The organism is Serratia sp. CY37869, assembly GCF_052168895.1.
GTDB lineage: Bacteria > Pseudomonadota > Gammaproteobacteria > Enterobacterales > Enterobacteriaceae > Serratia > Serratia ureilytica.
Genome location: NZ_JBJNLU010000001.1, coordinates 926,366 through 949,058 on the forward strand (window position 1 = coordinate 926,366; position 22,693 = coordinate 949,058).

20 protein-coding genes are annotated in these 22,693 nt (G+C 58.5%); 2 read left to right on the forward strand and 18 right to left on the reverse strand.

The features are described from left to right. The first annotated feature begins 155 nt into the window (after window positions 1–155). The gene (kynA, locus tag ACJ8J1_RS04440; protein ID WP_033643569.1) at window positions 156–998 is read left to right on the forward strand and encodes a tryptophan 2,3-dioxygenase; all 843 of its coding nucleotides are present in this window, start codon (window positions 156–158) and stop codon (window positions 996–998) included. 22 nt (window positions 999–1,020) lie between these two features. Continuing rightward, the gene (sbmC, locus tag ACJ8J1_RS04445) at window positions 1,021–1,488 is read left to right on the forward strand and encodes a DNA gyrase inhibitor SbmC (protein ID WP_033643568.1); all 468 of its coding nucleotides are present in this window, start codon (window positions 1,021–1,023) and stop codon (window positions 1,486–1,488) included. Between the two features lie 218 nt (window positions 1,489–1,706). Here the strand turns inward: sbmC and ACJ8J1_RS04450 are convergent, their stop codons facing one another. The 18 genes from ACJ8J1_RS04450 to tssC all read right to left on the reverse strand — a co-directional run bounded on the left by ACJ8J1_RS04450 (window position 1,707) and on the right by tssC (window position 22,692). Then, the gene (locus tag ACJ8J1_RS04450) at window positions 1,707–2,459 is read right to left on the reverse strand and encodes a hypothetical protein (RefSeq protein ID WP_033643567.1); all 753 of its coding nucleotides are present in this window, start codon (window positions 2,457–2,459) and stop codon (window positions 1,707–1,709) included. A 3-nt stretch (window positions 2,460–2,462) separates the two neighbouring features. Beyond that, complete coding sequence (locus ACJ8J1_RS04455) at window positions 2,463–5,048, reverse strand: type VI secretion system Vgr family protein (RefSeq protein ID WP_033643566.1); 2,586 nt, start codon at window positions 5,046–5,048, stop codon at window positions 2,463–2,465. 141 nt (window positions 5,049–5,189) lie between these two features. Beyond that, window positions 5,190–6,635 (reverse strand): serine/threonine protein kinase, encoded by a 1,446-nt coding sequence (locus tag ACJ8J1_RS04460; protein ID WP_033643565.1) that lies wholly within the window; start codon window positions 6,633–6,635, stop codon window positions 5,190–5,192. 49 nt (window positions 6,636–6,684) lie between these two features. Continuing rightward, window positions 6,685–9,339, reverse strand: a complete 2,655-nt coding sequence (gene tssH / locus ACJ8J1_RS04465) for a type VI secretion system ATPase TssH (protein WP_033643564.1) — start codon at window positions 9,337–9,339, stop codon at window positions 6,685–6,687. Between the two features lie 56 nt (window positions 9,340–9,395). Continuing rightward, window positions 9,396–10,466 carry a type VI secretion system baseplate subunit TssG gene (tssG, locus tag ACJ8J1_RS04470; protein WP_050594427.1) on the reverse strand — a complete coding sequence of 357 codons (1,071 nt, stop codon included), beginning with the start codon at window positions 10,464–10,466 and terminating at the stop codon, window positions 9,396–9,398. Further along, the gene (tssF, locus tag ACJ8J1_RS04475; protein WP_033643563.1) at window positions 10,463–12,349 is read right to left on the reverse strand and encodes a type VI secretion system baseplate subunit TssF; all 1,887 of its coding nucleotides are present in this window, start codon (window positions 12,347–12,349) and stop codon (window positions 10,463–10,465) included. The genes tssG and tssF overlap by 4 nt, the downstream gene beginning before the upstream one ends. Before the next feature lie 4 nt (window positions 12,350–12,353). Then, on the reverse strand, window positions 12,354–12,929 hold the full coding sequence (locus ACJ8J1_RS04480; RefSeq protein ID WP_033643562.1) for a type VI secretion system baseplate subunit TssE: 576 nt from the start codon (window positions 12,927–12,929) through the stop codon (window positions 12,354–12,356). Between the two features lie 2 nt (window positions 12,930–12,931). Continuing rightward, a complete protein-coding gene (locus ACJ8J1_RS04485; RefSeq protein WP_033643561.1) occupies window positions 12,932–13,753 on the reverse strand; it encodes a type VI secretion system accessory protein TagJ in 822 nt (273 codons plus the stop codon). Between the two features lie 15 nt (window positions 13,754–13,768). After that, complete coding sequence (locus tag ACJ8J1_RS04490) at window positions 13,769–14,755, reverse strand: type VI secretion system-associated protein (RefSeq protein ID WP_442520325.1); 987 nt, start codon at window positions 14,753–14,755, stop codon at window positions 13,769–13,771. A 29-nt stretch (window positions 14,756–14,784) separates the two neighbouring features. Continuing rightward, window positions 14,785–15,558 (reverse strand): PP2C family protein-serine/threonine phosphatase, encoded by a 774-nt coding sequence (locus tag ACJ8J1_RS04495; protein ID WP_033643559.1) that lies wholly within the window; start codon window positions 15,556–15,558, stop codon window positions 14,785–14,787. Further along, complete coding sequence (tagH, locus tag ACJ8J1_RS04500; protein WP_442520326.1) at window positions 15,558–17,285, reverse strand: type VI secretion system-associated FHA domain protein TagH; 1,728 nt, start codon at window positions 17,283–17,285, stop codon at window positions 15,558–15,560. The genes ACJ8J1_RS04495 and tagH overlap by 1 nt, the downstream gene beginning before the upstream one ends. 405 nt (window positions 17,286–17,690) lie before the next feature. Next, window positions 17,691–18,452 carry a DUF4225 domain-containing protein gene (locus ACJ8J1_RS04505; RefSeq protein WP_033643557.1) on the reverse strand — a complete coding sequence of 254 codons (762 nt, stop codon included), beginning with the start codon at window positions 18,450–18,452 and terminating at the stop codon, window positions 17,691–17,693. A gap of 62 nt (window positions 18,453–18,514) precedes the next feature. Then, complete coding sequence (locus ACJ8J1_RS04510; RefSeq protein WP_050594451.1) at window positions 18,515–18,868, reverse strand: T6SS amidase immunity protein Tai4 family protein; 354 nt, start codon at window positions 18,866–18,868, stop codon at window positions 18,515–18,517. Between the two features lie 12 nt (window positions 18,869–18,880). Next, window positions 18,881–19,339: a T6SS amidase immunity protein Tai4 family protein gene (locus ACJ8J1_RS04515; RefSeq protein ID WP_031299756.1), complete on the reverse strand. Its 459-nt coding sequence runs from the start codon at window positions 19,337–19,339 to the stop codon at window positions 18,881–18,883. Window positions 19,340–19,498: 159 nt separating this feature from the next. After that, window positions 19,499–19,858, reverse strand: a complete 360-nt coding sequence (locus tag ACJ8J1_RS04520; RefSeq protein ID WP_033643555.1) for a T6SS amidase immunity protein Tai4 family protein — start codon at window positions 19,856–19,858, stop codon at window positions 19,499–19,501. Beyond that, window positions 19,855–20,340, reverse strand: a complete 486-nt coding sequence (locus ACJ8J1_RS04525) for a type VI secretion system amidase effector protein Tae4 (RefSeq protein ID WP_071796739.1) — start codon at window positions 20,338–20,340, stop codon at window positions 19,855–19,857. Before ACJ8J1_RS04525 ends, ACJ8J1_RS04520 begins: the two co-directional genes overlap by 4 nt. Window positions 20,341–20,398: 58 nt before the next feature. Beyond that, complete coding sequence (locus tag ACJ8J1_RS04530; RefSeq protein WP_004934962.1) at window positions 20,399–20,881, reverse strand: Hcp family type VI secretion system effector; 483 nt, start codon at window positions 20,879–20,881, stop codon at window positions 20,399–20,401. 305 nt (window positions 20,882–21,186) lie between these two features. After that, window positions 21,187–22,692: a type VI secretion system contractile sheath large subunit gene (gene tssC / locus ACJ8J1_RS04535; RefSeq protein WP_004934958.1), complete on the reverse strand. Its 1,506-nt coding sequence runs from the start codon at window positions 22,690–22,692 to the stop codon at window positions 21,187–21,189. Window position 22,693: the final 1 nt, after the last annotated feature.

The window sequence follows — 22,693 nt, forward strand, 5'->3', positions numbered from 1 at the left end:
CAGCAAAGGGCGGCGGCCATGGGGTGACGCGGATGAGTGAGATCTGCGAAGCATCTCTCGTTTATCGCCCTTCGGGGCGGCGGGTTCTGTACTATTGTTTTCTCTTTGCGGCACGTTCCAGGCCGATGGGGCGCTGGGCGCAACGGAGATCACAGATGAACAAACGGGAATTAGAAAGCGCGATTGTCACCGATTTTTCCAAACGCATGAGCTATGGCGACTACCTGTGCCTGGACCAACTGCTGGACTGCCAGCACCCGCTCTCCAACCCGCCGCATCATGACGAAATGCTGTTCGTGATACAGCACCAAACCTCCGAACTGTGGATGAAGCTGATGCTGCACGAGCTACAGGCGGCGCTGCGGCTGGTGCAGCAGGACAAACTCAGCCACTGTTTTAAAATTCTCGCGCGCGTTAAACAGATCCAGCGGCTGCTGTTCGAACAGTGGGCGGTGCTGGAAACGCTGACGCCGTCGGAATACGTCGAGTTTCGCGATGTGTTGGGCAGTTCGTCGGGCTTCCAGTCGCATCAATACCGGTCGATCGAGTTTCTGCTCGGCAACAAGAACGCCGCCATGCTGGCGGTGTTCAGCAGCGATGCGGAAAAACACGCGGCGCTGAAGGCGATCCTCGAAGCGCCGAGCCTGTACGACGAATACTTGCTGTACCTGGCGCGCCACGGTTTGCCGATCCCGCAGGAGTGCCTCAAGCGCGACTGGACGCAGCCCTATCAGCGCAACCCGGATCTGCTGCCGGCGTTCAAAGTGATCTACGACAACCCGCAGACCTATTGGGAAGCGTATGAAATGGCGGAGAAGCTGGTGGATATCGAAGAGAGTTTCCATCTGTGGCGCTTCCGCCATATGAAAACGGTGGAGCGGATCATCGGCTTTAAGTCGGGCACCGGCGGTTCCAGCGGCGTCAGCTTCCTGAAAAAGGCGTTGGACCTGACCTTTTTCCCCGAACTGCTGGACGTGCGTACCGAAATCGGTGCCTGAGACACTGTGAGGGGGAAGGGCGATGAGCGTGAGGATTATCGATAAAGCGGCGGAGAAGGTGGTGGGTGTCAGAGTGGTGGGGCCGTATCCACAGACCATCCCGCAGGGCTCGCAGCAACTGCTGGCATGGCGGCAGCGCCACGACGTGCCGTTCGGCAAATGGCTGGTGTTGTACTGGGACGATCCGGCAGAAGTGGCGCCGGAAAAGCTGCGCGCCGACGTGGTGATGAGCGTGGCGGACGATTTCGCGCTGCCGACGGGCAGCGCGGGCATGACCGTGCAGACGCTGCCCGCTGGGCAGTACGCGGTTTACCGCGTACGCATCAGCGATGGCGATTTCGAGCGGGTGTGGGGCGAGTTCTACCAGAAGCTGCTGCCGGCCAGCGGCTATCAGCCGGTTGAGGGGGTGAGCTATGAACACTATCTCAACGATTGCGAGGCCGACGGCTATTTCGACCTCGAGATTTACCAGACGGTGAAAAAGTGGTGAAGGGGAAATGATAAAGAAGGCTGAATCGATAGGGGATATCGATTCAGCCTGTGATTGTCATTCCTGTTCGGTTTAGGAGCGGTGACAAGAGGAGGGAGTGTCACTCGCACTGACGTATAGGCCGTTTGATATCTATACAGTGTAGGTAGATAGGCCAAGTCTCACTTTAGCGCCTTGGAATCAAGTGCCTTGGAATCACTCGGTGGCGGTTGTGGTGGCTATTTCCCCCAAGTTCCTTTTTGATTCATTAATATCTTACCGTTCTTTATAACTGTCAGTGTGTTATCAATTTTACTGAGCATGTAGGTCGTCGATGCATTTTTAAACTCATAACTGATTATTGGGCATGGGGCTGTATTGCAATCAGCACGTGTCACTTTTCCCTGCAAAGTTACAGCAGCACCATCTTTTTTACGCTCTCCATAATAAGTAGCATCATTACAGTTTCCTTTACTGATGCAAACAGTCATGAGCTTGATAGAGAATGACTGTGTGTCAAAGTATTCTTCCTCAGTCCTCACCTTATTTCTTTTGCTGTCTGAGGAAAAATGCATGTCTTTGAAGCGTGCAGCCCAATGCAGAATATCATTATTAATAGGGGAATCTTTATCAGATGATTTGTAATTTATGATATCAGAATCAGGTACAACCCAGGCGGCATAAATTTTCCCATCGGGATTGATGACCAGAGCAGAGGCATTTTCCAGATAAAGATCTTTTAGCCACCCTTCAACAAATAACCCACCACCTGGGGTTGAATGAGGTTCACCGAACACATCAAAGTTGTTGATGTACTTTTCATAGTCTTGACCCAGTATGCTTTTAAGATTGTCAGTGACCGCTTTATCGTTGACCAGCCCGCTTACTGTGTTGGTTTTGTTATATTGTAACAGGTCTATCGCTGATGTGGATTCAATGGAGCAAAGCAAAGAAGCAGCAAACAATGTAGGTAATAAGATTTTTTTGAACATAAATCACTCGTTTGATAATTTTAAAAATTCTTCTGCTTCCCGGGCATACCGCTTTTGAAGGCCATTACCATAACGTGCCCACCAGTTGTACTGTTTACCACCCTGCGTCGTGATGGTATCTCCATATATTGCTCTATCGTATTCTACCCGAGCTTTAAGTAAATTATCCTGAAAGCTTTCCGCCGACATACTTTCAATTTTGGCTATTGCCTCCGACGTTAAGGTATCAGCCTTAACTATTCGTCCGGACTCCATGGAGTTCAGGATCGCTTGTGCGCCAGATGAGCCACGCATATGTGCCAATGAAGTTATTGCCCCTTGTTTTCCTGGATCAGAAAAGTTCAGTGCACCTGCAGACTTCGCTGATGCGCTCATTGCTTTGGATACTTCCTCAAACTCTTCAGCGCTGCCTTGGCCGTATTGGTTACGAGCAGCAAGGATTTTGTCATAAGCATTGCCATTTCCTTTTCTGAATCCGTATAACTCACGGCGCCCACCTTGTTCTCCAGCACTCCCTTCAGAGGCCATGACCGATTCAACAACCCGATTATCAATTCTGCCGGGTTTTGTTGTCGATTGAGCATTTTGCGTGATAGATGCCGGCGCCGCTGCCGCCGCCCGAGGGGCGGCGTTAACCGGCTTTCCCGGCGTACCACTCGCCTCCTCGTTCGGGAACAGCTGATCGACGGCGCTCTGGATTGCCGCCTGATGGCCACCGCCCGGTGCGGCGGTGCGCGCGGCGCCGCCAGGCTGGTTGAGATCCAGCTGGCCGCCGGTGTTGATCGCGCCATCCTCTTTTACCGTGATATTGAAACTGGTGCCGGTGATGTTGATTTGGCCGTCCGCCAGCAGTTCGATCACGCTTTCGCCGCACTCGAGCCGCAGCGATTCGCCGGAGCCGAGGGTAAAGGCATTGACCACGGCGTCGCTGCGCGTTTTGCCGGTCAGCGCGGAGGATTCACCTTTGACGCCGGTCGCCTGATTAAGCACCACCCGTTTGATCTGGTTACCGCCCACCAGATGCGTGTGGTCGTTAGCGATGGTGTGGCTTTCATCGTTTTTCACCTGGGTGTCCATGTTGCGCTCCGCCTGGATCCACACCTGTTCGGCGCCGGCCTTGTCTTCGAAACGCAGGGCGTTGGCGTTGTCGGCGGTGCCGTCCTTGGTGCGGCTCATAAAGCCCATCTGGGTGGCGGCGGCCGGCAGCGCCCACGGCGGCATGCTGGCTTCGTTATAGACGCGCCCGGTGACGATCGGCCGATCCGGATCGCCGTTGATAAAGTCCACCACCACTTCGTCGTTCACGCGCGGGATCTGCACGCCGCCGTAGCCTTGGCCGGCCCAGGCGCTGGAGACGCGCACCCAGCAGGAGCTGCCGTCGTCTTTCGGCCCGAAGCGATCCCAGTGGAACTTCACCTTGATGCGGCCGTATTTGTCGGTCCAAATCGATTCGCCGGCCGGGCCGACCACCCGGGCGGTCTGCGGTCCGTGGGTTTTCGGCCAGGTGGCCTGCTGCGGCGGGTGCCAGGGCACGTCCGCCGGCAGGACGATGAAGTCGATGCGGTGTTCGCTGCTCTGATCGTCGCCGCTGGCGTAGCGATTCTCTTTCAGATGGTAGCTGGCCTGCAGCGTCAGATATTCGCGATTGTCGTCGGCATGCGGGGCGTTATACAGCGTGAAGGTACTGCCGGGGGCGATGCCCATGGCGGTGGCGGTGCCTCGGATCTGCTGATGTTCGGCCTGCCAGGCTTCCTGGCGCACGCGGGCGTAGAACTCCCCCTGCTGATGCTCGGTATAGCGGCCCGGCCAGTCGTAAACGTCGATTTGCCCCGGCGTCGGCGAGACCGGGTTTTGCCGCGCCTGGAACAGCCAGGCGTTCGGTTTGCGGAAATCGTAGTCGTCCAGGCTGTAGATGCCCGGCGTGACGCGATCGGACAACGTCCACTGGCTGATACCTTCCTCGCTGGTGCTGCCGCCCGACGGCGTCAGGTGGTAGGGGATCATCTCATAGCCGGGATAGGGCTGGTGATGGTGGGGGGCGTCCCCGAGCACCAGCGTGTGTTTGCCCATTTCGTGTTTGAAATAGTAATAGATGCCCTCCTGCTCCATCAGGCGGCTGATGAAGTTGAAGCTGCTTTCGTTGTACTGCACGCAGTAGCCCCACAGACGATAGTCGCCGGTCAGCTGATCTTCCAGCTGCACGTTGTGCTCCGCCAGCAGGGTCTTGACGATCTGCGGCACCGTCTGTTCCTGGAAGATGCGGAAATTACGGTCTTTGGTCATCGGCCACAGGTCCGGCTGCACGTGCAGGTTGTACACCGCGTAGCGCGTGCCGCCGATCTCTTCGCTGCTGACGGCGATGGCGGTGATCTTACCGTTCAGGTAACGCGGGGCGCTGAGAAAGCCCTGGGTCGGAATTTCCAGCGTCAGCGGTTGGCCGAGCAGCGCTTTGCGATCGAGGCGCGCGTCGGTGCTCAGCAATTCAATAGAGAAGTCGAAAGGAGTGGAAAGCGCTTCGATACCGTCCAGCGAGCGAAACAGCAGTTGCTCCTGGCCCAGTGGCGTGTGCGCAATAATGCGATCCAACATGAGAACGTCCTCTGTGATTGACGTCATGCCCTGCATACTCCGGCGTTGCAGCGGCCTTGCCGCGCGGCCAATGAGGGGGCAGTTGCTCGTCAGTCTCATGAAATAGGGGAAACCCCGCCGAGGCGGAGTTTCAGAACGGGATTAGCCGGCAGTGGCCGGGTTGACCAGCCAGGTGCCGGCGGTGTCGATGCTGAGCTGCTGGCGGCGGAGCCGATCGTTGTGACGGATCTCCAGCTGATAGCGGCCCGGCGCCAGGTTCAGGCTGGCGAAGCCGTTTTCGCCCGGCGTCACCTGCTGCGGCTTGCCGTCGAGGCTGACCTGCTCACCCGGTTGCAGTTTGAAGTACACCAACGCCACCGGTTGCGCCGGCGGCGCCGCTTTTTCAGGTTCCGCCGCCGCAGGCTGCGCGGTTTGCGGCGCGCTCGGCTGCTGCGTCAGGGTTTTCTGCGCCGGTGACGCCTCGCTGTTTTGAGCGACGGCCTGGGCATCGTCCTTGCCGCCGCTCAGCCAGGCGATCGCGCCGATCACCAGCAGCGCGGCGACGCCGGCGCCGGCCATCATCGGGCGCGAGAATTGGGTGCCGCGCGCGGTAACGGTGCCGGCTGCGGCCGCAGCGGCGGCCGGGTTGGCGGCGACCAGCAAGTTCTCCGGCGCGGCGGCCGGGGTGCTGATTATTTCGTTTTCATCGGCGATCGGCAGGTGCAACAACTCGGCCATTTCGTCAATGGTCTGCGGGCGGTCTTCCGGCTTCAGCGCCAGCGCGCGATCGACGGTGCGCAGCAGCTCCGGCGAGTAGCCGGCGGGGCGGCGCTCGGTCAGCGGCTGGTAGCTGTCTTCGATGCTGCGCACCACGCTGACCGGCGGCGGCGAACCGACGATCAGCGTGTGCAGCACGGCGCCGAGCGCGTAGATATCGGTCCACGGCCCTTGTTCGCCGTCGCTGTTCTCGGTGTACTGCTCGATCGGCGCGAAGCCCGGTTTGAGCATGATCTCCGTTTCGTCCGACAGGTTGCCGATCTCTTTGCGCGCCGACCCGAAGTCCAGCAGCACCGGCAGCTGGCTCTCCTGGATCTGGATGTTATCCAGCGAAATGTCGCGGTGCAGATAGCCTTCCTGATGGATGGTGTTGATGGCGCTGAACAGCGGCGGCAGCAGCCGACGGATCCACGCCTCGTCGATTTTCTCCGGCTGCTGCGCCTGCAGGTTTTTCAGCGTGGTGCCGCTGTAAAACTGGGTGCCCATATAGGCGGTGCCGTTCTCCTCCCAGAAGCGCAATACGTGCAGCAGACCGGGATGCGAGAAGCGCGCCAGCAGACGCGCCTCCTGAATAAAGCTGTTCAGCCCGGCCTGGAAAGTTTTGCCGAAGCGTTCGCCGCGCAGCCCGATGCTGAGATCGTCGTTGCGTTTCGCCAGCGAGGTTGGCATGTACTCCTTGATGGCGATGGTACGTTCCAGTTGGTGATCGTAGGCGCGGTAGACGATGCCGAAGCCGCCTTCGCCGATCGCTTCCTGGATCTCGAATTCATTGAATCGATAGCCGCTCGGCAGGCTGTTCGAATTCGGTTTGGTTATCCCGGTTCCCGACATAGTGATGACTCTCTGTGTTCAAAGGGCCGCCGTCTCGGCGGCCGCGGCGTTATGCCTGAAATTGACAAATGAATTCGTTGTTCTGCAGCGCGATATGCAGCTGGCGATAGCGCTGGTCGTTGGCGCTGCCGGTCAGCAGGGTGTGGCTGATCTGCGGCAGCAGGGTGTTGGTCAGGATAGCGTCGACCATGCGGCCGCCGGACTCCACCTCGGTGCAGCGGCTGACGATCTGCTCGATGACCGCGTCGTCGAAGGTGCAGACGATGTCGTGATTCTCCGCCAGGCGACGCTGAATGCGGCCCAATTGCAGGCGCACGATGTTGCCCAGCGTGGCGTCGGTCAGCGGGTAATACGGCACCACCAGCAGGCGGCCGAGCAAGGCGGCCGGGAACACCGACAGCAGCGGTTGGCGCAGCGCACCGCTCAGCGCCTCCGGCTCCGGCAGCAGCTCCGGATCGCTGCACAACCCGGCGATCAGATCGGTGCCGACGTTGGAGGTCAGGATGATGATGGTGTTGCGGAAATCGATATGACGGCCTTCGCCGTCCTCCATCCAGCCCTTGTCGAACACCTGGAAGAAGATTTCATGTACGTCCGGGTGCGCCTTTTCGATCTCGTCCAACAGCACCACGCTGTAAGGACGGCGGCGAACCGCCTCGGTCAACACGCCGCCCTCGCCGTAGCCGACATAGCCGGGCGGCGCGCCTTTCAGCGTCGAAACGGTGTGCGACTCCTGGAATTCGCTCATGTTGATGGTGATGACGTTCTGCTCGCCGCCGTACAGGGTTTCCGCCAGCGCCAGCGCGGTTTCGGTTTTGCCGACGCCGGAGGGCCCGGCCAGCAGGAATACCCCGACCGGTTTGTTCGGATCGTCCAGCCGCGCTCGTGAGGTGCGCACCCGGCGGGCGATCAGATCCAGCGCATGGCGTTGGCCGATGACGCGCTGATTCAGGGTGTCGGAGAGCTGCAGCACCGCTTCAATCTCGTTTTTCACCATGCGGCCCAGCGGGATGCCGGTCCAGTCGGCCACCACCGCCGCCACGATGTTGGCGTCGACGGCGGCGAAGATCAGCGGCGCTTCGCCCTGCAGCGCGCTCAGCTGCTGCTGCAGTTCGCCCAATTGGGCGCGCAGCGCGTCGGCATCAGGGCGCGTTTGCGTCTCTTCGTCGGTGCTCGCCTCTTCTTGGGCGTGCAGTTGGGCGCGCAGCGTGATGATCTGCTGGATCAGCGCCAGCTCCTGCTGCCAACGCTCGGTCAACTGTTCGAGTTCCTGGCGCAGCGCGGTCAATTGGGCTTCAATCTCCTGCGGGCGCAGGGGATCGCCGATGCCGACCTTGGCCTCGCGGCGGGCGATATCCAACTCTATCTGCAGCGCATCGATGCGGTGGCGGCAGTCTTCGACCTGGGCGGGCTCGGCATGTTGGCTGACCGCCACGCGCGCGCAGGCGGTATCCAGCAGCGCCACCGCCTTGTCCGGCAACTGGCGGGCCGGAATATAGCGATGGGACAGCCGCACCGCGGCGTCCACCGCTTCATCCAGCAGCAGCACGCGGTGGTGTTGCTCCAGCGGGCTGACGGTGCTGCGCAGCATCAGCAGCGCTTTGTCTTCGCTCGGTTCGTGCACCTGCACCACCTGGAAACGGCGGGTGAGCGCGGGATCCTTCTCGATGTATTTCTTGTATTCCGACCAGGTGGTGGCGCCGATGGTGCGCAGTTGGCCGCGTGCCAATGCCGGTTTCAGCAGGTTGGCGGCGTCGCCAGTGCCCTGGGCGCCGCCGGCGCCGATCAGGGTGTGAATTTCGTCGATAAACAGGATGATCGGCGTCGGGCTGGATTGCACTTCGTCGATCACCGCCTGCAGCCGTTTTTCAAACTCGCCCTTGACGCCGGCGCCGGCCTGCAGCATGCCGATGTCCAGCAGGCACAGCTTCACGTCGCGCAGCTGCGGCGGCACGTCGCCGGCCACGATGCGCAGCGCCAGGCCTTCCACCACGGCGGTTTTGCCGACGCCGGCCTCGCCGGTCAGCAGCGGGTTGTTCTGGCGGCGGCGCATCAGAATATCGACGATTTGCCGGATCTCTTCATCGCGGCCGGCCACCGGGTCGATCTCGCCGTTGCGCGCTCTGGCGGTCAGATCCTGGGCATACTGCGCCAGCACGCTTTCACCGCTGCGCGCCGCGCCGGGCAGGGGCTCGGCGCCGCTTTGCGCCGCCGCATCCTGGGCGTTTTCCGCCGAGTGAGCGGTAATGGCGGCGAACTGTTCCATCAGCAGATCGGCGTTGATGCGCTCGAACTGCGGGGAAATGGCCTTCAGCAGGTGGCGCAGGCTGTAGGTTTTCAGAATGCCGAGCAGCAGGTGGCCGCCGCGGATGCGCGCCGCGCCGAACTTCAATGAGCCATAGACCCAGGCGCGTTCTACCGCGCTGTCGATGTGCTCGGACAGATCGGAGATGGCGCTGGCGCCGCGCGGCAGGCGATCGAGCGCCTCGACGATGTCGCGCGCCAGCTGCGCCTCGTCCAGCGCGAAGTGGCGAACGATCTGCTGCAGATCGCCGTCCGGCGATTGCATCAGCTGATGCAGCCAGTGCGCCAATTCGACGTAGGGGTTACCGCGCAGCTTGCAAAACGCCGTCGCACTTTCCAGAGAGGTGAATAACAGGCTATCCAGTTTGCCGAATAATACCGAGCGGCTGATTTCAGACATGGTTTTCCTCAGGTCTCAGAGTGGCCTGACGCCGCAGGGCGCCGGCCGAAATAGGGTCAGAACGGGTTTTCCAGCGGTTCAGGGCTGAAGATCAGATCGTCGAGATCGCGCTGTCGCCGATGGTCGGCCAGCCAACTGCTCAGGCCCAATCGCTGCACGCCGCCGAGCTGGATGCCGTGCGCCTGTTCCTTCGCCAGGATCAGGCGCACTTCCCAGACGAACTCGATGCCCAGGTATTGGCGCACCCAGTCGCGCAGTTGCCGGCACAGATCGGCGCCGGGCAGAAAGCGGTCATAGTCCTGCTGCGGCATCGGCCCCAGTTCGATGCGGAACTTGTGCTGGATATCCCGCACCGCGATGCCGAGAAAGGCCGACTCGCCGAGCCGCGGCGCGCCGCGTCCGGCCTTGAGCCGCGCCTGCTCGCGCGGCTCCACCCGCAGCCAGTGCGGCACGTTTTCGACGATGCACACCGGCACCTTGAAATACTGCTGCAAAATTTTGCTCAGGCCTTCCGGATCGCGGCTGTGGCGAATCAGATGACCGGCCATAAAATGTTTAGCGTGGGCGTTGATGCTGTCGCGCTCTTGCTGCGCCGGCTGGCCGATGCCGATCAGGCTCGACAGGTACTCGTCGAAGCGCCGGTTGTCCGGGCGATCCAGCGACACCGTCGGCTGCGCGTCGGCCCAGGCGCGGTAAAACAGCAGCGTCAGCCGGTGATGGAACAGATTGGTGAACGCCAGCAGGGTGGTGTCCTGATGGTGGTACACCCGTTCGCGCACGTATTCGGTCAGGTGCAGCGGCAGCGGTCCGTTGGGGCCGAACAGGCCGAAGCTGAAGATCGATACGTCGTGCAGCGGGCTGTTGGCGCGCGGCGTCACCTGCGCCAGCGTGGAGGGCGCGAACGACAGCGAAGGTTCCTGGCCCAGGCGCAGCATCTCGTGGCGCGGCAGCGGCGCGCGCCCCAGCAGGTAGGGTTGGCCGCCCTGGGCGTCGATGCGCCGCAGCAGTTGAAACAGATCGTGCTTGTAAGGCGCGCTGCGCAGCCGCGGCCAGAAGTCGTCCGGCAGGCGATACAGCGCGTTGATCTGCGGCGGCGCCAGTTCGGTGGCGATCATCTCCGCGTTCATATCAGCGTCCTTTTGCCCATGCGCGCCTGCCAGTGGGCGATCTCGCCGCGCTGCTGGCTGGAGAGCGTCATCTCGGTGAAGGTGTTCATCGCCACCAGGCGCGAGAACAGGCGCTCCAGCACGCTGCCGAGCAGGTAAGGACTGTTGCCGGAGAACGCCTGCTCATCGACCGTCAGATCGATGGCGATGCCGCGCGCGAACACGATGGGGCCGGGTTCAGGCACTCGCCGATAGACCGGCCGCAGGTTGCAGTGGCGCACGCCCTGGATCTGTTTGGCGATCGCCGGCTCGCTCAGGTTGCCGTACAGCCCCAGCAGCTGGCGCAGGCTGGCGGCGCCCTGTTCCGGATCGCCGTCCATCATGCTGAGGTAATTCAGCTGCAGCTGACTGATCAACCGCCAGGTGATCATCCCTTCGGCCAGCGCCGGACGCGGCGGCGTAGGGCCTTTGCGCAGCGAGACCTGCTTGATCGGGATTGAATCGGGCATCACGAAATTGCCCTGATCCTGCTGCAACAGCATCAACGGCAGGTCGCGGCTGGTGCACAGCACGTCGGCGGTGAGGTATTTCAGATCGCTGTGCCACGGCGACTGCCGTTCGTCCACCAGCGATACGAACACTTCCGAACCGGCATAGCCGGTGCGGGTGCCGTAGCGGCGGGCGTGTTCCGACAGCGTGCGCTGTTCGCGCCGCAGCGAGAAGTAGGCGCCATAGTTGCCGTCGTCCGCGCTCAGGGTGCTGTAAAACGGCCGAAACTCTTGCTCGTAGCGTTTTTCGCTGGCGCTGCCGCCGAGCCGCTGCACCGAAAACACTTCGTAATCCAGCGGCCGGATATTGTCGACCACCAGATGGTATTCGTGGTTCTTTTCGTTGATCGCGATGCGTTCGGCCACTTTCGGAAACAGGTTGATCACCGGCGTGCAGTGCAGCGCCAAATGGGCAACGTCGACCACTCGTTCCAGCGCGGCGTCGTGCCTATCGAGCAGCACCACGATTTCGAACTGGCGCAGCGCCTTTTTCCCTTCGCGCACGCTTTGCAACAGCGGACGCAGGCCGTTGACGCTGAAGAACTGGAAGCGCGCCGGGAAGGCGAAATATTCTTGCAGCAGCCGGTAGCCTTCGAAGTTGCGCAGATCGTTGGGCAGCAGCGCCTGATCGGCGGCAAAGCCTTCCTGTCGCAGCCCATCCAACGCCAGCGCCCGCCGCTGCGGCTGAGCCTCCACCGTTTGGCAGACAAGCCCGACGCTGTGCTGCATCAGCAACTCCAGCAGCTGCTGCGCCTGCATGTCCGGCCCGGCCAGGTAAAACATCAATTGGTCCAGCTGCAGGTTGTTGAGCGTCACGCTTTCGTAGCACTCGAGCCGAATGCGCAGCGCGCTGACGCAGCCGCTGTGCTGCAGCCCCAGCGAGGCCAGCGGAATATCGGCCGGAATGCCGCCCAGCTCGACGCCGGCGATGCGCACCGGCTGCAGCGTGACGTCATGCGCCGTGGTGTAACTGCAGGTAATGCCGCTTTTCTTCAGCGTCTGGCTGTCCATCATGGTGCCGCGCGGCACCACGAAGCCGTTGCTGATATCGCCTTTACTGCTGTCCGGCTGCAGCTCGGCGATCGCCATCGACGGCGTCGGCGACAGGTAGTTGGGGTAGATGATCTCCAGCAAGCGCTGAGAAAAGCGCGGGAACTCGGCGTCCATTTTCAGCTGCACGCGCGAGGTGAGGAAGGCGAAGCCCTCCATCAGACGCTCGATATAAGGGTCCGCCACGTCGATGCCGCGCATGCCGAGACGGCCCGCGACCTTCGGGTACTGTTCGGCGAACTCGGCGCCCATCTCACGCAGATAGGCCAGTTCGCGGTTGTAATAATCTAACAGTTTACTGTCCATCGCCTTACCCTATGTCTTTCAGATCGAAGTGGCCGTTTTCCAGATCCACGTCGGTACGGAACAGAAACTCCAGCGGATAGGGCACGCACCACAGGCGGCCCTTGATTTCGATCGACAGCACGTTGTGCAGCTCCAGCGAGCCGGTGTCCGAAATGCAGCGCACCTGCAACCCGTCGGGCAGAATGCGCGGCTCGAAATGGAGGATGGAATCGGTCAGCGCGCGCTGAATGTCCAGCCATTCGATGTCCGACATGCGCTTGCCCGCCAGCGAGGCGATGCCGTAATTCAGGGTGGAACGCCGCACCTGCGGAAAATCGCCGAGATCCAGATTGGATTCGCTGTTGACGCAGTTGAACAGCCACTGCAAATCGCGCAATACCCGGCGGCGCAGCTCGCTGTGCGACACCAGGTTGCGCACCTGCGCCTCCTGCTTTTTCTGCGGTTCGTCGTCGGTCAGCATGTCGAGCAGCACCGGCTGCATTTTGTCGCGTGAAGTCAGGCGTTCGCTGTCCTGACGAGAGCGATAGCCCTGGCGGCGCAGATCGCCGCCGTCATAGTGGGGTGGGCGCTTGTCGTTCATGGTCAGGCGCTCGCGTCGAAGCTCAACTGCCGCAGGCTGTGCAGCGGGAATTCGTCGCTTTCGCTGAGCCAGGTCTTCAGGCCCAGCCCCGCATAGTGGGCGCCGTCGCCCAGCGGTTGCCATTCGGTGCGTTTGCCGAGCAGCAGCGCGTCGTCGCTGCCTTCGGGCAGCGGGTAACGGGCGGGCAGTTGGCATACCTGTTCGCGGCCGTCGGTCAGGCGCACCAGCGCATGGCTCCACACCAGATCGATGGCGCTCTGTGGCGCCTGGAACTGGATCGCGGCGATGTCGGCAAACGGCACCCAGTAGTAAACGCCGTTGAGCGCCAGCTCGCACACCGGCCCGAGGCGGCCGTCACCGTCGGTCAGCCAGTCGAAACTCAGCTGCCGCTCTTGGTCGCCTTCGGCCAGCATTAACCGCCCGGCGCCGGCCGGGGCGGCCTCCAGCGCCTCATCGCGCAGCGTCTGGGCCTGCTCGGCCGCCCCTTGCGCATCCTGATGCAGCGCCTGCACCATCAGTTTCAGCCAGGGATGCGCCTGCCGCAGCAGCGTCGGCGCGGCCGTGCCGGCGAATACCGCCTGGCGTTGCAGCTCGGCGTTGACCGACTGCATCAGCAGCAAGGTGGTTGGTTGGGCGATCGGTTTCAGCGCCTGCCAGGATTTCAACTGCGCGTTGGCGCGCGTCCAGTTACCGCTCAGACACAGCAGTTGCACCAGCGCGGCGCGCAGGTCGGCATCCGCCGGTTTTGCCTTGATATCGTTCTCGACGGCGGTGATGGCCGCGGCGATCGACTGGCCTTGCAGCATGCTTGCTAATGATTTCACAGGCTTTCCTTATAATCAGTGAGTGGCGCCGTTAACCGACAGGTAGCTGCCGCTGGCGGGATCGACCCGGTCTGCGGCCAACTGTTCCACCAGCTTGAAGGTCAGCGGGGCGGAGGCGCTCAGCAGCGGCTGCCAGGCGGTTTGCGCCTGCTGCACGCGCTGTGTGATCTTGGTCTCGTCGGCGGCGTCGACACGCGGCATTTCAACGATCGCTTCACCGTTGAACGCCCAGGCATGCAACTGCGGTTCGAAGGTCAGCAGCAGGAAGCTGCCCGGCGCCTGCGGGTTGCCGCCCAAAATGAGCCGTTGGGCGTTGGCGCTGACGACGGTCAGCGCGCGATCGCCGCCGTTAATCTTCGCCAGCGGGTAACCTTGCAGGAACCACAGCGTCGGCGAGAGGGTTTGCCCGCCGTGTTGCAGCGTGACCGCGCCGCTGCCTTGCAGCCAGCCGTCCTCGCCGCAGCGCAGCGCGTCGCCAGCGGGAATGAACAGCGAGCCGCCGGTGGCTTCGTCACCCCAGAAGGTGCGGAAGTGGCAGCCCTGCGGCAGGCTGAAACGCTGTGGCGGCGCGGTGTCCGCCTGCGCAGAGGTGACGGCCACCGCCGCAGGAATGGTCGGCGGCGGCGGGGTTTGCGGCTGCTCGGCGGTCTCTTGCTTGACCACCTGTTTCCAGCCGCGCGCTTTGGCGGCTTCGCCGGTCGCCAGCTTCTCACCGCGCTTGTCGGTCAGCGTCCAGGGCAGATGACCGGCTTTTGGGCACTGCTTTTCCAGCAGATTGCCGACGCGGGGCAGAAAGTCGTTCAACACGGCCGGATCTTTGCCTTGCGCCGAGACGATGCGCAGCGGGATGCTTTTGCCGCACCAGCTTTCCGGATTGCTGTTCTTGACGTCATCAATAAACACTTCCAGCTTCTGGCTGGGGGAGTAAACCAGGCGATAGTTCATCGCCTGCGCGGTCGGTACCGCCATCAGGGCGACGAGCCCCGGCATCCAGTATTTCATAGTGAACCTTGCTGTGAATGTGCGCCGACTCAGTCGCGGATGAGAAACCGTTCCGCATCCGCCAGCGAATGCAGCAGGGTGGTTTCCTGCGGTGAGCCAATCCAGACGGCGATAGCGCTGTAGTTATCGCTGTTATTGTTTTTCTTCCATGCCTGCTGCATCAGGGCGATCCACTCGCTGGGGGAGTTGACCATGTGCAGCGACTGTTCCAGTTCGGCCTGGCTGAAGCTGTGCCAGAAGCCGTCGGTGCACAGCAGGAAAACGTCGCCGTCTTCCAGCTGCAGCACGTCGCTGTAGGTGGCGTCGCGCTCTTCGTTGAGCCCCAGCGCGAAATACAGCAGGTTGCTGTTGATGCCGTTGGTCTGATAACCGGCGTCCTGCATCTGTTGGATCAGGCTGTGGTCGGTGGTGACGGCATGCAGGTAGCCGCGGCGGAACAGGTACAGGCGGCTGTCGCCGGCGTGCGCCCAGTAGGCCAGCTGGTAATCGCGATCGATAAACAGACTGACCAGCGTGGTGCCCATCTTGCTGTATTCGTCCGACTGCCGCTGCTGCTGGTGGATGGCGGCATTGGCGCGCGTAATGTGCTGACGAATGCTCTGGGCGTTAAGGTGCTTTTCGCCGTCGAAGTTTTGCAAAATGGTGTCGCGCGCCAGTTTGGCGGCGATATCGCCGCCCGGAAAACCGGCGATGCCGTCGCACACCACGAAGCAGGCGGCGCGGTTGCCGAGCACCTCGCCGGTCTGATCCTGGTTGGAGGCGCGGCCGCCCTGATTGGAGGTAGAGGCTATGGTGATATTCATTACGCGTCCGGTTTGGTCTGTGAGTCTTTGTATTGATTCACTTCAACGTCATAGGCGTGCAGGAAGGCTTCGCCGAACAGAGTGTGGAAATCGTCCTCGATTTCGCCGGAGGTTTGCTGATAGTTCTTCACAAAGTAGTCCCACAGCGCGGCCTTGCGGTTGGCGGGCAGCGACAGACGCGGCGCCACGCCTTCCTTGCGCGCTTCCTCTTCGAGGCGCTCCGGGTTGAACGACTGCAGCATGGCGGCGATGATGGCGCGAATGCCGGCGATCATCCCCAGCTGGTGCGCCTGCAGGTCGATCAGCGCATCGCGCACCGCCTGTTCCGGCGGCATAAAGCCCGGCATCTGGCTGCCGAACATCTGCATCAGCACCGTTTTCCCCGAAGGCAGCAGTTTGAACGGGTTGTTGGCCTCGTCGAGGATCATGGTCATCTCAGCCTTCACGCCGCGCTTGAGGATCGAGCGGGATGAGAGCAGGGCGACGGTGCCTTGCGAGAACAGGCTCAGCAGGCGGCCGGCCTGGCGGATCTGTTGTTCGTCGAAATGCGGCTGCGGCTGCAGATCGTCGAGACCGATGCCTTGCAACAGCGCCGTCAGCAGCGGCCCCTCCAAGGTGTCGCCATTCGGCGCGGCGGCGTGCTGCCGCTGGGCGGACTGGTAGGCGACCGGATCGATGCCCAAGCGGTTGCCCTGGCGCGGGCGCGGAGGTTGCGCAGGCGGTTCCTGCTGGCTGAACTGCGGTGCGGGTTGGGGCTGCGGCTCGGGTCTCTGCACCGGCGGCGGCGTCGGTTGAGGGCGCGGCGCTTGCGGTTGTGCGGCGATCGGCGCCGGTGGTGGGGACGGCGGTTGTGCCGGTTCCTCCGGCTGAGCCAGCGGCACGGCGCCGCCCATCAACAGCCCCAGCGGGTCGTTGCTGTTTAACGTCTCTGGCGAAGCGGGCGCGGATGAACCGCCGAACAGCGCCAGCGGATCCAGCTCTTGTTCCGGTTGCTGCGCATTCTGGACGGGGGGAGCCGGGCGCGGTGGCGCAGCCTGCTCCGCCAGCAGCGAGCTGGGGGTGGTGTCGGCCAGGATATGCTCACGCTCAAAAGTGGAGTCGGTGTTGAATAGGGCGGCCGGATCGGTTTGCTGTTGCTGCAATTGGCGCAGATCGACATCGCCCGCCAGCTGCGCCAGCGGATCGGCCGGGTTCAGCTCGCGAGCGGGGGTATCCAGCAGCGGATGGCTGTCTGGATTGGCGATCGGCGGCGGTGTGACGGCGGCCGACGCATTCGGCGTAAATTCTTCCACCAGGCTGTCCCAGATTTCGTTGGGGATCGGCGCGGCGGATTTTTCTTTGGCGGCGGCTGCAGGGGCCGCAGCAGCGGCAACGGCCTTGGCCACCGGTTGAGCCTGCGGCGCGGCGTGCTGTTGCAGCGCGCTGACTTCAATCTGGTAATCGTCGATGCCGAGCACGTCGCCATCCTGCAGTTCAACCTGGCGGCCACGCTCCAGCGGAATATCGTTCAGCAGCACGCGGGTGACGTTGCCGCGATTGGTGATGCGGCATTCGCCGTCAGAGGAAATGTGCACGATCGCCTGCAGACGGGAAATGGCGCGCTCTTCGTCCGGCAGCACCAGGTTGTTGTCCACGCTACGGCCGATGGTGCCGCCCGGCGGCAGAAAATCGCAACTGCTTTGCGGCGGAACCTGGCCGCTTTTATTTTTTACAATGGAAAATCGCATAAGGCATTCCTGCTGATGGGGATTTTAGACTGCTTTGGGCGTATGTTGATTTAGTCATCTAATCAGATGGCTAACTTCGATTCTTTTCTTCTTTGTAATAGGTGTTTTTTGGTAGTTGAGTTAAGTAGATAAAGGTGAACATCAAACTGCCGTAGTGAATAGAGTCATAGTTATCGTTGCCTATTGGGTAGAAAAGATTAAGAAAATCATTTCCATATGCAAAAATTGAGAGCTGTAGGACTCCCATAACAACAACAATGAGACAGTTGAAAACAAACAATGGATAATTGTGTTTGCGTGCCGATATTTTTTTTAAGTAATATAATGCCACTAAAATTATGAGTGACAATGAAAAGTAGGAAAATAAGAATCCATATGAGTAAGTTGATAGCGTGACGTCTGGAGTCATTTTCTTTGGTTGTCCTTTATGAGTTCGTACATCCCGCTGCCGGTTGTTAAATCTGATATAACCTCAATCGTCAAACCTGTTCGGCCCATCTCTTGCCAACCACGAATAAAGTCGCTATTGATATTCCTATATAATCTCCAGGCATCTGGTTTTAATGTTTTCCTGATCATTCCATATCCAGATAGGCTAAGATCTACAGTGCCATAAATTGTATCCGCAGCATCCTGACTATATCCTAGTGCTTTTGCAGTATATCGATAGGCATTTCTGACACTGCCTGATTTATCTTTTCGGAAAAGTAAATAGTAACCGTTTTCATAAATATTGTTAGTACCTTGAGCAATCAGCGGTAAGCCAAAACCGCCACACGCCATACCGAGAGTCGCTGCACAAGTACCGACTCCGGCGAATATTTGTGTTCCTCCACCGACAAAACCTATCTGCTTCAAAATAAGGTTGGTGGTGTTGTTACTCTTCTTTTTTTCTATTGATATATAGAGCGTATTTCTTCCTGCGTCGATAGCAAAAGCTTGGCGTTTAAGATGATTAGTCTCGTCTTCAATGTCCCTGATTGCCCCAGCGTAGGATGTGCAGTGTATACTGATATCCCTTTGTGCAAACTGAATAAGTTGGTCTATTTCCAGTGAGAAATTAGCTCTTGATTCGTTGGTGTATAGATACTGTCGTGAAAACGTTCTTGATAGTTTTTTTAGTTCATCGACAGATCTATCCAGATCTGCTTTTGTTTTGTATTGCATCAGGATTCCTTTCCTATTTTTCTAAACTAACATTTATTATATGTAAGGATGCGTATTTATTATCAGTTGTCGTCTTTCCCTTGGTACTTCTTGATGATGGCTTGTAACGCTTGGCTATGTACAAGATCGATGCACTTGGCCATCGTCATCGGCTCCCCAGACATGCTGTCATAGGGCTTTGCCAGAAATTCTTTTGCCAGCGCCCTGACGGCGGTATGCGCCTCCAGAGAATAATCGCCGAACTCCATGTAACCCCGAGCAGCGGCTGCGGCATCGTTTTTGACTTCTTTTGCTGAGTACCCCTCGGCGATACAGACGCTAAGCGCGTAGTTTTTGAGGTACTCGGCAGGGGAATAGTCAATTTCTGTCGCTGCATTGACGTTCAACGTTGCGGCGATGGCCACAGTCAGTGAGATTTTTTTCACTGATTATTTCCGAGGAGGATTTTCATTTACTCTGTCCGGATTATCTTTCACCCAATTATCATTAGGGCGCTGTACATAATCTTTCGCAAGTTTATCAAGCTCTTCACTATGGTACATATCCATGCACTTCATTAAGTCTAAGCGGCTTTTCCCATCCTTAGCATTGTAATTCTTTTGCAAGTACTGCTTTGTCAGCTTGATGATAGGGGATTCTTCATCACGAATTGCATAGTATGACCAAGCATCGATACCATTCGATGAGGCAATTGCATCTTTGCTAGCCTCTGGTGATGTCTTATAAGCGACGGAAATGCAGTAGGTTAGAGCAATATCCTTGTAGTTTTGCAAATAGCTTCTGTATGCCGCTTGCGGCGGCCAATTTTCAATCGACTCTTCTTGATTTTTCTGCGCTATAGCACAAGTGGCATATAGACAAAAAAAGGAGATAAGGATTTTTTTCATCTCAACACTCCAAAATCCGTATGGTTTGTGCAGAGTAATACATAACCAGCGCATGAGTATCTCAATGCTTGATGGCTAATACCCAGTGAAAATAATTAATAAAACTCTAATTTTCTTAAGTTGATGGTTTTATAAAATTGCAACTTACAATATTAATTATTAATTAGAGTAACGTTCGAAGATGGCTTTAGCCTCACTGGAACTCTGCAGCGAAAGGCAATCTAAAGTATGATAACTTCCTTTAACTGATCCTTGACTATTTTTATTTGCGTACTGTTCAGCCAGTTTTTCGCCTTGTTCGAATGCATCCATGGGGAGTTTACTGAATTCTAAATAGGCGGAAGCGGAACGGAAGGCATCTTGCTTGGTTTTTTCTGAGTCAGTAGATTTCCCAATGCAGCGGCTAATCAGCCAATTTTCATAAATTTCGCTTTGAGGTAAGTTTTCTATTTTTATATCTTCCGCCAGCAACATAGGAGAAACGAGAAGAAGAGCAAGGGCGATGTGGGTAGTCTTCATTTTAATATCCAAAGTGATGCGACTTCAGGAACAAAAGATCCATTCTCAGGATCCCCCATGAAATGACAAGAGTCAGAGCAAATGTCACCGTTCCATAATGTGACATGTCCTCTGGCATTTCGCCAGCCATTTCCTTGTATAACCATTATCCCTTTTTTACCTGAGAATTTAGCTGGGGTAGGGGATTTCACCGTGATATCAGGCTTGCCGAAGTTCTTTTCTAAAAAGAGAATCATATCGTTAACACGATAAAGATACCATTTTTTATCTTTACCAGACACAGTCGCATAACCGGAGTTAGAGGGAATTGGTATGCCTGTATAGTTGAGTACATAACTCATTCGTATAGGACAAGCATTTTCAAAAATACCGTTTTCAATATTGCTTTCTACTTTTCCACCAATCAATGCACCCACTTTTTTTACATTGATATTGACTTCAGAAAAACGAATCCATGCGGGTCCAAATAGAGGTTTTTTCATCCTGACTCTCCATTGTATCCATGTTATGAACCCCCGGCCGTAGCCGGGGGCAGACAAATTAAGCTTCGCGGTTTTCCTTGATGTTCCAACCTGCGCTGCTTTCGGCGCCTTTGCCGCCTTTGTCGCTCTGCTCCCAGTACTGCTGTTTCACTTTCGCCGCCTGGAAGGAGTAGGTGACGCCCACGGTGTCTTCGCCGCCTGCACCGGTGTACTGCACGGCGGTGACCAGCACGTCTTCCAGGGTGATTTTTGCGTATTCAACCTGGGTGCCGCCCGCCTTGCAAACCGACAGCTCAATCTTGGTCAGGTGTTTGCCGCTTGAGCAGTGTTTCAGCAAGGCCGGGGTTGACTTGTCGATCAGCGCGTTGACGTGCAGATCGTTGAAGCACACTTTACCGGCGCCACCGCCGCCGCCAACGCCCATATTGCCTGGTTGAGAGGCGCCCCAGGAGAAAGAAGTAATGTCGGTCCAGCCTTTGTGATTCGAATCTTTGGATTCGCCGCTGGCACCTTCAACTTTCAGGAACATATCAATAGCCATAGTTTCTTCACTCTTTATTAAGGGTTAACAGTAGTATTAACGTTACGTTGAAAAACTCAGGTAATAGCAGCAGGAATTGCAAGTGTGGTAATGCATTACCAATTTATATCCTTGTGCCATGCACCTTCTTAAATACCGAAAACTATCGGTACGGGTTACCGAGCCATTATTAAAATGATAATGGCTCAATGCTTAATTATTTCGCGTTATCTTGGTTCCACATGCGATCCGGGTTTTCTGCGATAGGCTGACGATGAGGTTGATGTATCAGCCAGGCCGCACTATCGCGGCCTGACTTCAGCCCATCAGGACGCGTCGTTTTGCTTCAGCGAAGGCAGCTTCGACACCAGGCGCAGGGAGACGGTCAGGCCTTCCAGCTGGTAGTGCGGGCGCAGGAAGAACTTGGCGCTGTAGTAGCCCGGGTTGTCTTCGATCTCTTCCACCTGCACTTCCGCCGCGGCCAGCGGTTTGCGCGACTTGGTTTCCTGCGATGAGTTGGCCGGATCGCCGTCCACGTAGTTCATGATCCAGTCATTCAGCCAGCGCTCCATATCGTCGCGCTCGCGGAAGGAGCCAATTTTGTCACGCACAATGCACTTCAGATAGTGCGCGAAGCGGCAGCAGGCGAACAGGTATGGCAGGCGCGCGGAAAGCTGGGCGTTGGCGGAGGCGTCGGCGTCGTAGTATTCCGCCGGCTTCTGCAGCGACTGCGCGCCGATAAAGGCGGCGAAGTCAGAGTTTTTGCGGTGCACCAGCGGCATAAAGCCGTTTTTGGCCAGCTCGGCTTCGCGACGATCGCTGATGGCGATCTCGGTCGGGCACTTCATGTCCACGCCGCCGTCGTCGCTCGGGAAGGTATGGCACGGCAGGTTCTCCACCGCGCCGCCGGATTCCACCCCGCGAATGGCGGTGCACCAACCGAACTCTTTGAACGAACGGTTGATGTTGGCGGCCATGGCGTAGGCGGCGTTGGTCCAGGTGTAGTTGCCGTGGGTCGCGCCGTCGGTATCTTCTTCGAAGTCAAACTCGTCCACCGGATTGGTGCGGATGCCATACGGCAGGCGCGCCAGGAAGCGCGGCATCACCAGGCCCAGGTAGCGCGCGTCTTCCGATTCGCGCAGGCTGCGCCAGGCGGCGTATTCGGTGTTCTGGAAAATCTTGGTCAGATCGCGCGGGTTGGAGAGCTCCTGCCAGGACTCCATCTGCATCACGCTTGGCGCGGTGCCGGCGATGAACGGGCAGTGCGAGGCGGCGCCGATCTTGGCCATTTCACCCAGCAGCTCCACGTCCTGCGGGCTGTGATCGAAGTAGTAGTCGCCCACCAGGCAGCCGAACGGCTCGCCGCCGAACTGGCCATACTCTTCTTCGTAGATTTTCTTGAAGATCGGGCTCTGATCCCAGCCCACGCCTTTATAACGCTTCAGCGTGCGGCCCAGCTCCTGCTTGGAAATGCTCATGAAACGGATCTTCAGCATCTCGTCGGTTTCAGAGTTGTTGACCAGGTAGTGCAGGCCGTGCCACGCGCCTTCCAGCTTCTGGAAATCGTCGTGGTGAATGATCTGGTTGATCTGCTGCGACAGCTTTTCGTCGATTTCCGCGATCAGCGCCTGGATGGTGCGGTAGGCGTCGGAAGAAACGGTGACGGTATTTTCCAGCGCCTGCTGCGCCAGAGTTTTCACCGCGTTCTCGACCGCTTCTTTGGCCTGATCGGTCTTCGGCCGGAACTCTTTGTTCAACAGCGCGCTGAACTCATCGCTGGAAAAAGTCTCGGTGGTTTGCAACGCATTTTGTTGCTGAGGCGAGTTGCTCATC